The 14,132-nt window shown below is 43.5% G+C and carries 13 protein-coding genes; 9 read left to right on the top strand and 4 right to left on the bottom strand.

What is annotated here, in order from left to right; translation table 11 throughout:
* Positions 1 to 23: 23 nt before the first annotated feature.
* The 3 genes from galK to ACO1R6_RS14965 form a co-directional block, all read right to left on the bottom strand.
* Positions 24 to 1,190 (bottom strand): galactokinase, encoded by a 1,167-nt coding sequence (gene galK / locus ACO1R6_RS14975; RefSeq protein WP_486265730.1) that lies wholly within the window; start codon positions 1,188 to 1,190, stop codon positions 24 to 26.
* A 109-nt stretch (positions 1,191 to 1,299) separates the two neighbouring features.
* Positions 1,300 to 2,328 (bottom strand): LacI family DNA-binding transcriptional regulator, encoded by a 1,029-nt coding sequence (locus ACO1R6_RS14970; protein WP_486265729.1) that lies wholly within the window; start codon positions 2,326 to 2,328, stop codon positions 1,300 to 1,302.
* Between the two features lie 422 nt (positions 2,329 to 2,750).
* On the bottom strand, positions 2,751 to 3,134 hold the full coding sequence (locus ACO1R6_RS14965) for a T9SS type A sorting domain-containing protein (protein ID WP_486265728.1): 384 nt from the start codon (positions 3,132 to 3,134) through the stop codon (positions 2,751 to 2,753).
* 155 nt (positions 3,135 to 3,289) lie between these two features.
* On the opposite strand from ACO1R6_RS14965, the gene ACO1R6_RS14960 reads away from it, so the two are divergent.
* From ACO1R6_RS14960 to ACO1R6_RS14950, 3 genes are all read left to right on the top strand, one after another.
* On the top strand, positions 3,290 to 4,402 hold the full coding sequence (locus ACO1R6_RS14960; RefSeq protein WP_486265727.1) for an NAD(P)/FAD-dependent oxidoreductase: 1,113 nt from the start codon (positions 3,290 to 3,292) through the stop codon (positions 4,400 to 4,402).
* A 106-nt stretch (positions 4,403 to 4,508) separates the two neighbouring features.
* On the top strand, positions 4,509 to 5,618 hold the full coding sequence (locus ACO1R6_RS14955; protein ID WP_486265726.1) for a type III polyketide synthase: 1,110 nt from the start codon (positions 4,509 to 4,511) through the stop codon (positions 5,616 to 5,618).
* Entirely contained in the window at positions 5,611 to 6,324 is a 714-nt protein-coding gene (locus ACO1R6_RS14950) for a methyltransferase domain-containing protein (RefSeq protein WP_486265725.1), read from the top strand. Before ACO1R6_RS14955 ends, ACO1R6_RS14950 begins: the two co-directional genes overlap by 8 nt.
* Before the next feature lie 587 nt (positions 6,325 to 6,911).
* Here the strand turns inward: ACO1R6_RS14950 and ACO1R6_RS14945 are convergent.
* Positions 6,912 to 7,814: a histone deacetylase family protein gene (locus ACO1R6_RS14945; protein WP_486265724.1), complete on the bottom strand. Its 903-nt coding sequence runs from the start codon at positions 7,812 to 7,814 to the stop codon at positions 6,912 to 6,914.
* 456 nt (positions 7,815 to 8,270) lie between these two features.
* Between ACO1R6_RS14945 and ACO1R6_RS14940 the strand changes: the two genes are divergently transcribed.
* From ACO1R6_RS14940 to ACO1R6_RS14915, 6 genes are all read left to right on the top strand, one after another.
* Entirely contained in the window at positions 8,271 to 8,897 is a 627-nt protein-coding gene (locus ACO1R6_RS14940; protein WP_486265723.1) for a DUF6799 domain-containing protein, read from the top strand.
* 454 nt (positions 8,898 to 9,351) lie between these two features.
* Positions 9,352 to 9,948, top strand: a complete 597-nt coding sequence (locus tag ACO1R6_RS14935) for an RNA polymerase sigma factor (protein ID WP_486265721.1) — start codon at positions 9,352 to 9,354, stop codon at positions 9,946 to 9,948.
* Positions 9,923 to 10,153, top strand: a complete 231-nt coding sequence (locus ACO1R6_RS14930) for a hypothetical protein (protein WP_486265720.1) — start codon at positions 9,923 to 9,925, stop codon at positions 10,151 to 10,153. The genes ACO1R6_RS14935 and ACO1R6_RS14930 overlap by 26 nt, the downstream gene beginning before the upstream one ends.
* Positions 10,154 to 10,172: 19 nt before the next feature.
* Complete coding sequence (nth, locus tag ACO1R6_RS14925; RefSeq protein ID WP_486265719.1) at positions 10,173 to 10,847, top strand: endonuclease III; 675 nt, start codon at positions 10,173 to 10,175, stop codon at positions 10,845 to 10,847.
* Between the two features lie 217 nt (positions 10,848 to 11,064).
* On the top strand, positions 11,065 to 12,933 hold the full coding sequence (asnB, locus tag ACO1R6_RS14920) for an asparagine synthase (glutamine-hydrolyzing) (protein ID WP_486265718.1): 1,869 nt from the start codon (positions 11,065 to 11,067) through the stop codon (positions 12,931 to 12,933).
* A complete protein-coding gene (locus ACO1R6_RS14915; RefSeq protein ID WP_486265716.1) occupies positions 12,933 to 14,093 on the top strand; it encodes a glycosyltransferase family 4 protein in 1,161 nt (386 codons plus the stop codon). The genes asnB and ACO1R6_RS14915 overlap by 1 nt, the downstream gene beginning before the upstream one ends.
* Positions 14,094 to 14,132: the final 39 nt, after the last annotated feature.

The raw sequence follows: 14,132 nt of genomic DNA, 5'->3' as shown, positions 1-14,132 counted from the left end.
AGCTATTTTAACTAAACCTGATTTTACACCTGGTAACTGCCCGCCCCGTCTACCAGTTGATAATGACTAATTTCGGTTACAATATCGTATTCCCGGGCATACTCATCGGTCAGGAAATTATTAAATTTAATGACCGAGTCTTTCCGGACCAGGTTAATGGTACAACCACCAAAGCCGCCGCCCATCATGCGGCTGCCGGCACAATACGGCAATTGCAAAGCAGTAGCTACCAAAAAGTCGAGTTCCGGGCAACTTACCTCATAATCGTCGCGCAACGACTCGTGCGAAGCGGTTAATAATTTACCCAGTTCTTCAAAATTTTTCGTGCTTAAAGCTTCGGCGGCTTTAACTACCCGCTGGTTTTCCAATACCAGGTGTTTAATGCGCTTGCGCTGGGTTGGGTTACTGATTAAATCCAGATGGGCTTCGGTAATATCCCGGAAACCCTGCACCTGGCTATCTTTGCTTTTAATTTCCTGCAGGGCATCGGCAGTTTCCTGTACCCGTTCCGAATATTTGCTGCCGGCCAGTTCGCGCTTTACTTTGGTATCGGCCAAAATCCAGGCCCAGTCTTGCATATCGGCATCAACGTACTCAGAACTTAACTGGTTAAAATCCAGAATCATGAGCTTACCTACCCGCGAAAACTGCGAAGCATATTGGTCCAGGAGGCCGCTGTTTACTTTTAAATATTCGTGCTCTACCCGCTGGCACATTTTTACCAAAGCCAGGTCGTCCATATCGGGGGCAAAAGCAGCGCGTAAAGCATTCATGAGGGCCACTTCCATAGCCGCCGACGAAGATACGCCGGAGCCAATAGGTACATTGCCCCAGATTACGGCCTCAAAGCCTTGTTTAATGGGGTATTGGTTGCCAAAAATAGAAATGCTGCCGTACGTATATTTTTCCCAGCTATCGGCCGGCGTAAATGACTGCCCCAGGGTATATTCCATTTTATCGTGGTAGTTCTGGCTGGTTACCGAAATGGTTTGGTCGGAGCGCAGGCGCAGACATACCACCACCCACCGGTTGATAGCGGCCGGCATAGAAAGACCTAAATTATAATCAGTATGTTCGCCAATAATATTAATACGGCCGGGAGCATAAGCAACCAGCGTGGGCGCACTGCCATATTTTTCTTCAAAATAGCTACTGGTACTTTGTATATACTTTTGCAGTTCGGTATTCATGCTTTTCTATTTAGTTTTATATAAATAACCTTTGGTACTAACCAACGCAGGCAGGTATTATCCGGTTTTATTTTCTCTTTCAGAAATATTAAATTGTATAACCGCTTTTTTACCCCGGTTGCCGCAACGACGATTTGTTTACAATTAATTCGGTTTTTAAAACTTTGGTTTGCGGCACGTAAACTTCGGGGTCGGTATTTAATTGTTCCAGAAAAAGCTGCGCCGCAATTTTACCCATTTCAAAAGGATATTGCATTACCGTAGTTAAAGGTGGGTCCAGAATAGCCGAAGTAGCTTCATTGCCAAAACCTACTACCGCCACATCTTCCGGAATGCGTAACTGGCGGTCTTTTATGGCCATAATAGCACCAATGGCTACGCGGTCGCTAATGGCAAAAATAGCATCGGGCGGCTGGGGTAAATCCAAAAGTTTCAGGGTGGCTTCGTAGGCTTGGCGGCGGTTAAAGTCGGTTGTCAAAATTAAGTCAGGCTCTACGGGCATATTATGTTGCCGAAGCGCATCTAAATAACCATTAAGCCGGTTTTGAGTGAGTTTAAGTATTTCGGGGCCCGATAAATGCGCAATGCGGCGGCAGCCCATACTAATTAAATGTTCTACCACTTTAAAAGCCCCCTCGTAATCATCTACAAGCACCCGCGAAGCTTTTATTTCTTCGGAAATCCGGTCGAAAAATACCAACGGCACGCCCCGGCGCTGAATGGTTTCAAAATGCTCGAAGGTGGTAGTTTTGCCCGACACCGACACAATAAAGCCCGCTACCCGGCTCGAAAGCAAAGCATGAGCATTATTTATTTCGGTATCTTCTGACTCGTTCGACTGACAAATCATAACGTTAAATCCGGCCTCGGCGGCCACTTCCTGGATGCCGCTGATAGCTGACGCAAAAAACGGAATAGTAATATCCGGAATTATTACTCCCAGAATATTGGTTCTGTTTTTTACTAAACTTAAAGCAATAGAATTGGGCTGATAATCCAGTTCGGAGGCCAGATTAATAACGGCTTTCTTTGTTTCCGGGTTAATATCGGTAGCTCCCCGCAAAGCCCGCGAAACAGTAGAAACAGAAATATTTAATCTACGGGCAATGTCTTTGATCGTGACCGGTCGGTTTTTCATAGCTGATTTTAAGGACTAGCGAGCCACCAAATATATTAAGATACCCGTTGCCCCAACAATATTCAGGCTGATTTTTATTCGGGTGCAACCCGCTGTATTAGATAAGTGCTACTTGCGTACGTTTAATTAAGCCGGAATTATGGCAAAATGCCGGCAACTGCCTGGCTGGTGCCTAAATCTATAAGCGTATTTAGCTATAAATTATTGTATAAACAGAGGAGCTTAGTTATATTATTGCCTAAACGGTATAAGGAAATAGTTGGTTAGAGATAAAGAAATTAATGAATGGGTATTATACCACCCGTGCTGCAGTTGAGATTATATCAGACAAGAATTTACCGCAACAAAACTTTAAATAAGCTGTTAAACAAATAAGTATTGCACAATGGGTACTACAAAAATGTAAACCGCCAGTAATAAACCTACTTTATAATTACTTTCCGGATTTCGCTAAAATCATCGGTTTGGAGTTTAACGTAATAGAGGCCACTGGCAAACTTAGATAAATCAAGCTTTTTATTACTTTCATCATCGGTTAAAACTTCCCGGTGCACCACATTACCAATTACGTTTATTACCCGCAGGTCGGTGCGTTTGCCTTTAAAACCCGACAGCGAAACATATACAATACCATTGCTGGGGTTCGGGAAAACAGTTACACTTTTCCCATCAGGTTCGCTAACGCGATTATTGAGCGATTCTGCCGGCGCAGCTACTTTAGCTGCCTCGCTAGCGGTGCCAACCTGAGCCCAGGCTACGGAAAAGAGCAGGGTGTAAAACCATACAAAAAGTAAATATTTTTTCATGTATTTTTATTTGATTACTTCCGTTTAAGAATTGCTTGTATACCTGTTTCTAACGTGCTTAAAAAAATTTAGGTTTTGGATTTTAGATCAAAAATAGAGACTAAAGCAGTATTTACCTTGTACTTTTTTTATATACCTGTTGTATTATTAAAAATTTGTGTGAAATAACCATTGTTGGCGGCGGTTTAGCCGGTTTAGTTAGCGCCATTGCCCTGGGGCAGGCGGGCTTGCCCGTTACCTTATATGAACGGAAACAATATCCGTTTCATAAAGTTTGCGGCGAGTACGTATCTAACGAAGTGATCCCGTTTCTGCAGTCGCTGGGTATTGCGGTAGAGCCGTTAAGGCCAGCTCACATCCAGCATTTTCTGCTTAGTTCTCCTTCGGGTAAAACCTTAACCTGCCCTTTAGATTTAGGTGGCTTTGGTATCAGTCGGTATACGCTCGATAATTACCTGGCTAAACTGGCCCTGCAGGCCGGTGTTGTTATCCGGGAAAAAACGCCGGTACAGGAAGTGAAATTTATAAACGACCAATTTCTGATTAAACTTACCGATGGCGAAGCATGTACGGCTAATGTAGTAATTGGCGCATACGGCAAGCGCAGCAACCTGGACCGTAACTTACAACGGCATTTTTTTAACCAGCGCTCGCCTTACATTGGCGTTAAATACCACGTGCGCACCCCGCTACCCAAAGATTTAATTTGTTTACACAATTTTAAAGATGGCTACGCCGGTATTTCGGCCATTGAAGAAGATAAATATTGCTTTTGTTACCTTACCACCCGCGCCAACCTGAAAACCAGCGGCAATATTGCAGCATTAGAAGCGAATATTCTGGCCCGTAACCCTTATTTAAAAAATATTCTGGCCGAAGCCGAATTTTTATACCCCCAACCCGAAGTAATAAACGAAATTTCTTTTGCGCCTAAATCCTGCGTAGAAGACCACGTACTTTTTTGCGGCGACGCCGCCGGTTTAATTACACCTTTATGCGGTAATGGCATGGCCATGGCCATTCATGCCGCTAAAATTGTAAGTGATTGTATTCTGGAATACGCGGCGGGCCATTTTACCCGTGCCCAACTAGAACAAACGTATACCCAGCGCTGGCAAAAACAATTTAATAGCCGGTTAAGAACGGGCCGATTGGTGCAGGGGCTCTTTGGTAAACCAATTCTAACCGAAATGGTGCTAAGCACGTTTAAACAATTTCCGGCGGGGGTTCGTTTTCTCATGGCCCAAACCCACGGCCGGCCTTTTTAATTTATCTCAAATTACCGGCCTGCCGGCAGTAGCAATTAACGGTAGCGCCAGAAGCATACCCAATCATTTTAAAACAATTTGTACCAATTTTGCTTATAATAGCACGATGAATAGTTATATCTGTGCCATAGGCACTGCCAATCCTGAAGTGCGTATTCCGCAGATGCAAATAGCGGGTTTTATGGCTGATGCTTTGGGCTTTGATGCTGCCGAGACCCGGAAATTACAAGCTTTATACCGGGTGTCTGGTATAGAGCAGCGCTATACGGTACTCGATGATTATCAGAAACAAAATGGTAATTTTACTTTTTTTCCAAATACGCCTAATCTAGAGCCATTCCCGACGGTTAAGCCTCGCATGGCCCTTTACCGGCAGCACGCCTTAAACTTATCGGTAGCCGCTATAAACGATTGTTTAAGCCAAATACCCGAAGTAACGCTCAGCGCTATTACCCATTTAATTACGGTAAGCTGCACCGGCATGTATGCGCCCGGCCTCGATATTGAAATATTAGAAGAGTTGCACTTGTCACCGGCAATTCAGCGTACAGCCATTAATTTTATGGGTTGTTATGCCGCTTTTAATGGCTTAAAAGCCGCCGATGCTTTTTGCCAGGCCAACCCCAAAGCACGCGTATTGGTAGTTTGCACCGAAATCTGTACCATTCATTTTCAGAAACACCGCGAAGCCGACCACTTGGTATCTAACGCTTTGTTTGGCGATGGTGCCGCGGCGGTACTCCTGCAGGCCCAACCCACCGACAGCACCTGTTTGCAGATAAAATCGTTTCACTGCGATTTGGTACCCGCCGGCAAAAAAGAAATGGCCTGGCATATTTCTGACTTTGGCTTTGAAATGACTTTATCGTCGTACGTGCCCGACATGATTAAAAAGGGCGTTAGGCAACTTACTGATAATTTACTGGCTAATCTGCCCATTGATTTTTCCCAGATAGATTTATTTGCCATTCACCCGGGCGGGCGTAAAATATTAGAATGTATTGAGCAGGAATTAGGTATTACCAAACACCAGAACCGCTTTGCCTACGAAATATTGCGCCACTTTGGCAACATGTCGTCGGCTACGGTGCTGTTTGTTTTAAAATCGTTGCTAGAATCGGTGGGGCCGGAACAGGCCGATGCACCGGTACTGAGTTTTGCTTTTGGCCCTGGCCTGACCCTGGAATCGATGCTTACCCAAATTCACTATGTTTAGCCAGCGCTCGCAAGACCTCGAACTAATGGACGACCTGAACCTATCGGGTGAGGCATTGCGCAAAAACCTGGACGAGCTGGAAATTATTAACCACTGGCTCGGCGGCAACCGGGTAGTTACCGATGCTTTAAACAAAATATTACATAAGCAAAGCCGTTTAAACCCATCGGCACAACCTTTACAAATAGCCGATATTGGGTGTGGCGGTGGTGATATTTTGCGGGTGGTAGCCCGATGGGCGCAAAAGCAGGGTGTGCCGGTGGCGCTTACCGGCATAGATGCCAACGATTTTATGGTAAATTATGCCCGCCAGAAATGTCGTTCTTTCCCCAACATCAGCATTATTCAGGAAAATATTTTTACGACTGGTTTTCAGGCCCGCCGCTACGATATTATTATTTGCAGCTTATTTTGCCACCACTTTACCACCGAGCAGCTAATCGCTATGTGGCAACAACTTTACGGGCAAGCCCTTACGGCCGTTATTATTAACGATTTGCACCGGCACCCGCTCGCCTATTATTCCATTAAATACCTTACCCAATTATTTTCCGGTTCTTACCTCGTTAAAAACGATGCCCCACTGTCGGTGCTCCGGGCCTTCCGCAAACCCGAAATTCAGCAAATTTTAGCAGCAGCCGGTATCCAGAAATATTCGCTAAAATGGCAATGGGCTTTCCGGTGGCAGGTTATTATGAATAAATGAGTTAGGAGTTAATAGTCGGATAACAGAATTGCCGGCCATTCTCAGAAAGCAATTCTGGTGCTATTCTAATAATAATGAAGCGCTCGAGAATTCTATTTAGATACAAGTTTCGCTTAAAACCTGCACCTTCGATCCTCGGTTTGTGCCCTCACAAACCGAAAGATTGAGGCATTTTTAGCTTTTCTGCGGACACAAGTGTTGTGCTTACATTAAAAAAAGCCGTTAGCTATCTGTTTAGAAAGAAAAATAAGAAATGCTTACTGCCACTAGTTTGATGCAAATTATCCCATCGGACTTATTATTTTACAAAAACCTTTCATTATTTTACTCATTTTCATTATCTTAGTACCTCACCATCGGCAGCAATGCTTTTTTATAATGGCCAAAAGATCAACCCCTTTCTGGATATTATTCTTCTGCTCTTTATTTATTGCCACTATTTTTTTATCATTTGTCTTTAATATTCTGCAGGCTGTTTTCTTTTTAGTGCTACTGGCAGGGCTTACTCCCATTATTTATTTACTTTTAAAAGCCATTTTTACAATGGGCCACGGCTACAGTCGCCCCGCTAAACTTAAAAGCCGTAATTAAAAATATAAGTACTGGGCCAACCGGAATGTATTGGCGTGTGCCTCTACAATGTCCGTAATTTTTTGGGAGTAGCCGCCGCCCATGCTTACGGTTATGGGTATGCGGTGGTGCCGGCAAGTATCCAGCACAAACCGGTCGCGCTCTTTGCAACCGGCTATGCTTATTTTTAACCGGCCTAATTTATCGGTAGCTAATATATCTACCCCCGATTGGTAGAAAACAAAATCTGGTTGTACCTGATCTATTAGTTTGGGCAGCGTGTCTTTTAATAATTTTAAATACGCCGCATCTTCTATGCCGTCGGGCAAAGGCAAATCTAAATCCGATTTTTCTTTATGAAAGGGATAGTTGTGGCCCGAGTGCATGCTAAATGTAAACACCCGCGGCTCGTGCGTAAATATTTGGGCGGTGCCATTTCCCTGATGTACATCTAAATCAACGATTAATATTTTTTTTATTTTTCGGTGGGTTAGTAAATAATTAGCGGCAATAGCCATATCGTTTAATAAACAAAAACCTTCGCCCCGGTCGGTAAAAGCGTGGTGGGTACCACCGGCTATGTTCATGCCAATACCAAACTCCAAGGCAAAAAGCGCCGCCTGCACGGTACCGTTCATAATTATTATTTCTCGCTCTACCAACGCCTGCGACAGCGGGAAACCAGTTTTCCGGATTTCGGTGGGCGTAAGCTGCAGGTTACTTAAGCGTTGCCAGTACGTGGCGTCGTGGGTAAGTAAAATGGTTTCTTCGGCTAAAGGCGCCGGCGCAAATATATTATCGGGTGTAATTGTGCCTTCGTAAAGCAGTTGCTCGGGCAGCAATTCGTATTTAAGCATCGGGAAACGGTGGCCTTCGGGCAGGGCGTGAGCGTATTGGGTTGTCCAGGCTATTTTAAGCATGCAATAATTTAAGCAACTGGTGTAAATAAAAAGAATATGCCGGCAAAATCCGGTATTTGTCTGCCTTCTTTAACCACCGGTGTTGGTTTTATGTTTTCAAAAATTATACAGTCGCACTAGCTGTCAGGCGGTACACCATGGCAGCAATTGCCGTTCAGAAAAACACATCTTTGAAGAACGAATTACTAGCTTTCATTTCTTTTAACCCTTGTTAATTACTATGTTATAAGCATACGCATTAAACATCACTACTGATAAATTATTGGGGTATTTACCGACTTTATAAATATTTTAACTACCTGTTTCATTAAATAAAGGCAAAAGGCAATAAAAAATACAATTGCTATTTTCTTTAATTTTTATTAACTTAATTGCAGCACAAATTGTAACAAAACTGCTCTTATTATGATTCTGGAGCAAAATTTGCATTAGCGAGATATAATTAATTTTATTTCTATGAAAACAAAACTTATACTTTTTATTAGCGCTTTAATGCTTTGGGGAACCCAAGGTGTGCAAGCGCAAGACACCAATCCGCAAATAAAACCTTCGGCTTTAGAACCTGCTAAACTTAAAGATGGCTATGCCATGTACCAAAGTAAAATGGTGCAAATTAAAAACGGAGAATTAACGCCGCTTACCCAAGATGTAACTTTAGCTAATGGCACCAAAGTAATGCGCGATGGCACGGTTGTTTTTAAAGGCAAACGCCGCGAAAAAATTAAGGAAGGCTATGTACTAAACGCCGAAAACAAGATTGTAATGCTGGAGTACGATATGCTGCGTTACAAAGTAATTCAGGAAAACGCCCAGAAAGCAATTGGTAGTACCCAAACCGAGCTGATAGTAACCGAGCAAGGCTTTGCCGTACCAGCCAATTCGCCGGAAGCCCAAATGGCCAACCGGAAAGTAGCTATTGTAAACGAACGTAATGCTTTAATAAAACAAAAAGCCGAATTGCTAAACAAAGCCAAAAACGTGAAAGAACAGCAAAACAGCCCGGCCATTAAAAAAGTAGACGAGCAGTTGCAGCAGTTAGAGGCCGAGTTAAAACAAATAGAAGCTACTTTGCCTAAGAAGTAATATTTAATCTGAACAAGTGTTCTGTAAATCCCGGGCGCAGGTTTTAAGGCCATGCCCCGGGATTTATTTTTTTATTTAGCCCAACTTAAAATAGCGAATGCATGGCTCAATTATTGCAAAGACATAAATTTACCAGTCAGGCAAAATTTTAAATTATTTTCTTGAGGTAAAGCAACCATTCGGTAAAAAATTGGGTCATGGGAGTAGCGTTGTTTATGGCTAATATTTAAATAAAATATATTATTTTAATATATTAAACAATAAGCGCTTTTTAGAAACAATTTGAAATTAATGAATTTATTTTTAGATAAAATATTTAAAAACTTTTAATAAGGCATTGCATTTCTAAAAATACTTACATAAATTTGGATAAGGCAAAAACAAAATTAGTTCTAACATTTTAGACTCCTACAGCATGATAAAAGCTCTACATTAATCCTTATGTAGCTTTAAAATGAATATTGTTCAACTTAGCGATTCCGCTTTAGTTTCGCTCTATATTACAGGTAACGAAAATGCCTTTGAGCTTTTGGTTAACCGACATAAAAACAAGGTTTACACCACTATTTTACTGATAGTAAAAGATACTGAAACAGCCGAAGATCTGTTACAGGATACTTTTATCAAGGCCATTCATACCATGAAAAGCGGCCGGTACAATGAGGAAGGTAAATTCTCGTCTTGGATCTGCCGGATTGCCCACAACCTCGCAATCGATTATTTCCGGAAAGAAAAACGCAATCCGATGATAAATTTAGAAGACAACGGCAATATTTTTAATACGCTGTCGTTTTCAGAAGAGTCAATCGAAGCATTGCAAATTAAAGAGGAAACACACGATCGTCTGCGGGAGCTGATTCAGCAATTGCCGGAAGCTCAGAAAGAAGTACTTATTATGCGGCATTATGCCGATATGAGTTTTCAGGAAATAGCCGAGACTACGGGTGTTAGCATTAATACCGCCTTGGGCAGAATGCGGTATGCTCTCATTAATTTGAGAAAGAAAATGACTAACCCGCAAATATATGACAAAAATCTTTACTCAGAATGAGCTGCTTCAGTATGTATATAACGAACTGAACGAGAAGCTTAAAAAGCAACTGGAAATTGCGCTGTTACAGGACCAACACCTGGCCGAACAATGCGCCGAACTTTTAATTGCCAAGGCTACCCTGGAGCAACTCCAAAAAGAACCGAGCGAAAAATCCATAAGTGCTATTTTAAGTTATTCTAAAAAATTAAGTTTGCAGCACTAAAAGCTGCAAACTTTTTTTTATGCGCAAACCCGAACGTTTCCGCCATTTAATTGAATATTTTACTTCTAACTTTCCGGAGCCCGAAACTGAGCTGCATTACAGCAACGCTTACGAGTTATTGGTAGCCGTTGTACTAAGCGCCCAGTGCACCGATAAGCGCGTAAATATGGTAACACCCGCCTTGCTGCAGGCCTACCCTACGCCCGAACATTTGGCCGCCGCTTCGCCCGAAGAAATATTGCCTTACATTAAAAGTATTTCTTACCCCAACAACAAGGCCAAACACCTGAGCGGTTTAGGTAAAATGCTGGTAAGCACCTTTGGTTCAGAAGTACCCAGCACCGTAGAAGAACTTCAAAAATTACCTGGGGTAGGCCGTAAAACAGCCAACGTAATTGTATCGGTTATTTACAACCAGCCCGCCATGGCCGTAGATACGCACGTGTTCCGGGTATCTAAACGCATTGGCCTGGCTTCTAAAAATGCGCACACGCCCCGCGAAGTAGAAAACCAGTTAATGAAATACGTACCTACTGCACTAGTGCCTAAAGCCCACCATTGGCTTATTTTACACGGCCGCTATATTTGTGTGGCCCGCCGGCCTAAATGCGAAATTTGCCCTTTAACCCATTTCTGTTACTTCTACCAAAAATATTACCCCAACCTACCCGACGACCCGGAGAATAAGATTTAATGAATGGGTTTTGAATGAGTGAATGACTGATTTTTTGAAAGTTAAAGTTGGGTAAATAATTTTTAGGGTAAATAACAGGACAGTAGTTAAAGGTTGAAATTTATTTTTTACTGTTTGGCTTCCTGTACCAGTACCCCTACCTTTGTAACCACAAATTTTATTCAAACGCTTACCTATCTATACCCATTCACTCATTCAAAAATTTACTCTTTAAATTTTGTGCGGCATAAATATTATTGTTGATAAGAAGGGAAAGCTTAGTGAAGAGCCAATCCGGCAAATGGCCGCCGCTACCTTGCACCGTGGCCCCGATGCAACGGTTTTTACCGCCGAACCATACAACCCTAATGGCAGGATATTTTTTGGGCACAACCGGCTTAAGATTATTGACCCGCGTGATAGCGCCAACCAACCTTTTGCCTCGACAGATAATCGTTATTGGCTGTTATACAACGGTGAGCTCTATAATTACCGTGAGTTACGCCAGCGGCTCGAATTAAAAGGCATAATTTTCCGGACTCAGTCCGATACCGAAGTAATTTTACATCTGCTGATTCTGGAAGGCCAACGAGCGCTGAATCATTTAAACGGCATGTACGCGCTGGCTTTCTACGACCGACAACAACAGTTATTGTGGCTAGCCCGCGACCGCTTTGGCATAAAGCCTTTGTATTACGCCGAAACCCCGGATTACTTTATTGTATCGTCCGAAATAAAAGGTATTCTGCGCTCGGGCTTAATCCCAAAAGAATTAAACCAAGCCCAGTTGCCGCAATATTTAAATTACCGGCACGCGGCCAAACCCCAAACTTTCTACAAGCGGGTACAAGAGCTAAAAGAGGGTTGCGCCTTGTATTATTCGCAAGGTAAAAGTACGTTACATACCTACACCAGTCCGCAGCACCAAACCAATACCGATAAGTTTGACCAATTAGTACCGCACACCGAACGCCTGCTATCCGAAAGTTTACAAAAGCACTTAATAGCCGATGTACCGGTGGGTTTATTTTTAAGTGGCGGCATTGATTCTACATTACTGCTTGCGCTGTTGCACCGCGCCGGGCACCGGCAATTTCCGGCTTTTACCATTGCCCTAAAGGCCAGCGAAGGTTCTTATGGTTCCGACGATGCCCGCTTTGCCCGCTTAGCCGCCGAAAAGTACGGCGCCACCCATACCGTATTTGAGATTGATGATTCGATTTTAACGCAAACCGATGCGTTGGTACAAGGCTTGGACCAGCCCATTGCCGACGGCGCAGCTTTATTAACCGCTTACCTGGCCCAACAGGTAAAACCGTATATAAAAGTGGCCCTCTCGGGTGCCGGCGCCGACGAATTATTTGCCGGTTATAACCGCCACCGCGCTTTTTATAAGTATTTACAAAATCAGCAAAAAGCCCTTATTTTTAAGCAACTGGCCAAACCCCTGGTTGGGTTTCTGCCTACCGGCTTTAACCACCCGCTTCGGAAAAAGTTTGCTTTGTGGCACAAGTTATCCTATAAAATCCAAAAAAGCCCCCGCCAGACTTTCCTCAATTTTACCTCCTTGGATCAGCGTTTGGGGCAATTATTACTTAACGCCTCTTTACCTAAAATTATAACCAACCCCGCCGACGAAAACACAGATTGGCTACGTTGGTGTTTGCGCCACGACCAGCATCATTATTTAATTTCGGATGTTTTGGCCGTAACCGACCAAGCGGCTATGCAGCACTCCCTGGAGGTACGCACTCCTTTTCTCGATAACCACCTGCAGCTTTATTTAGCCGGTCTGCCCACCGAATTGTTATTCCGGCACGGACAAAAATGGGTACCCAAAGAGTTATTGGCCCGTCAGGATGGCAAAGCTTTTTTAGGCCGAAGCAAAGAAGGTTTTGGCATGCCTCTGGGGCGGTGGTTACGCCAAAATCAAAACCAATGGCTACTAGCTGAACTGCAAGATCCGGAGCATTTGCTTTTTACGTACCTGGATTTTACCCGCACCCAAAAGTTGCTACAAATACATTTGCGGGGCCGCCATGATTTTAGTGCCGAGCTATGGGCTTTAATTGTACTGGCCAAATGGCTCCAACATAATTTTGGTTGATGAAGATAATCTACATTCATCAATATTTTCGCAAACCAGAACAGGGCGGCGCTTTACGCTCTTTTTACCTGGGCAAGGCCCTGATTGATGCCGGCCACACCGTAGAATTAATTACCGCCCATAATGGCCCAAATTATTACCAGGAGCAGGTGGCCGGTATCCGGGTTCATTATTTGCCGGTAAACTACAACAATAGCTATGGCGCAGCCCGCCGCATTCTTTCTTTCCTTAGCTTTACCTGCCGCAGTTTGGGGGTAGCATTTAAGATTAAACAAGCCAATTTGGTTTATGCTACTTCTACCCCACTCACGGTTGGCCTGGTAGCCTTGGCTTTAAAAAAGCTCAAAAATATTCCTTTTTATTTCGAAGTACGCGATTTGTGGCCCGAAGCCCCCATTCAGTTAGGGTACATTAAGCCCAAAATATTGCAACGCTCGCTCTACGGTTTAGAACATTATTTATACCGCCAAGCCAGTAAGGTTATTGCCTTATCACCGGGAATTAAGGCTGGTATTTTGCCTTATAAACCAGCCGCAGCTATTGCCCTGTTGCCCAATATGGCCGATTGCCAATTTTACCAACATGGTAGCCCCACGCGGAGAAATTTTACAGATGATTTTGTTATTTTGTATGCCGGTGCTTTGGGGCGGGCCAATCAGGTAAGCGCTTTGCTGGATATTGCCACCGCCTGTTTAGAGCATAACTTACCGCAAGTAAAATTTATAATTGCCGGTAGCGGTGCGCAAGCCAGTTGGCTACAACATCAGGCTCAGCTAAAGCATTTAGAAAATATTACCTGGGTGGGTACATTAAACCGGGAACAGGTAAAAGAATACTTGGCTGATGCCCACGCCACCTATACCTCCTTCGATACCCAACCGGTTTTGCGTACTACCAGCCCAAATAAATTTTTTGATTCGCTGGCCGCAGGTAAACTTACGCTTGTAAACACCCAAGGCTGGTTAAAGGAATTAGTAGAACAGCACCAATGTGGCTTTTACGCTGCTCCTGATGCCCCGGAAACTTTTGTACGGCAATTAGTACCCTATCTGCAACACCCCGCATTATTAAAAGAAGCGCAGCAGAATGCCCGCCAGTTAGCCGAGCGTGCTTTCTCCCGCGAAAAAATCACGCACCAGTTTCTGCAACTTTTCCAGTAATAACGGGAGCTACCAACCTATTATCGCGCTAAAAAATTT

The organism is Adhaeribacter sp., from assembly GCF_057359045.1.
This window is presented reverse-complemented; position numbering and strand designations above follow the sequence as displayed.

Coding starts and splice junctions, on each gene's coding strand:
- galK (WP_486265730.1), bottom strand. CDS start 1,190: ATGAATACCGAACTGCAAAAGTATATACAAAGTACCAGTAGCTATTTT.
- ACO1R6_RS14970 (WP_486265729.1), bottom strand. CDS start 2,328: ATGAAAAACCGACCGGTCACGATCAAAGACATTGCCCGTAGATTAAAT.
- ACO1R6_RS14965 (WP_486265728.1), bottom strand. CDS start 3,134: ATGAAAAAATATTTACTTTTTGTATGGTTTTACACCCTGCTCTTTTCC.
- ACO1R6_RS14955 (WP_486265726.1), top strand. CDS start 4,509: ATGAATAGTTATATCTGTGCCATAGGCACTGCCAATCCTGAAGTGCGT.
- ACO1R6_RS14950 (WP_486265725.1), top strand. CDS start 5,611: ATGTTTAGCCAGCGCTCGCAAGACCTCGAACTAATGGACGACCTGAAC.
- ACO1R6_RS14945 (WP_486265724.1), bottom strand. CDS start 7,814: ATGCTTAAAATAGCCTGGACAACCCAATACGCTCACGCCCTGCCCGAA.
- ACO1R6_RS14940 (WP_486265723.1), top strand. CDS start 8,271: ATGAAAACAAAACTTATACTTTTTATTAGCGCTTTAATGCTTTGGGGA.
- ACO1R6_RS14935 (WP_486265721.1), top strand. CDS start 9,352: ATGAATATTGTTCAACTTAGCGATTCCGCTTTAGTTTCGCTCTATATT.
- ACO1R6_RS14930 (WP_486265720.1), top strand. CDS start 9,923: ATGACAAAAATCTTTACTCAGAATGAGCTGCTTCAGTATGTATATAAC.
- nth (WP_486265719.1), top strand. CDS start 10,173: ATGCGCAAACCCGAACGTTTCCGCCATTTAATTGAATATTTTACTTCT.
- ACO1R6_RS14915 (WP_486265716.1), top strand. CDS start 12,933: ATGAAGATAATCTACATTCATCAATATTTTCGCAAACCAGAACAGGGC.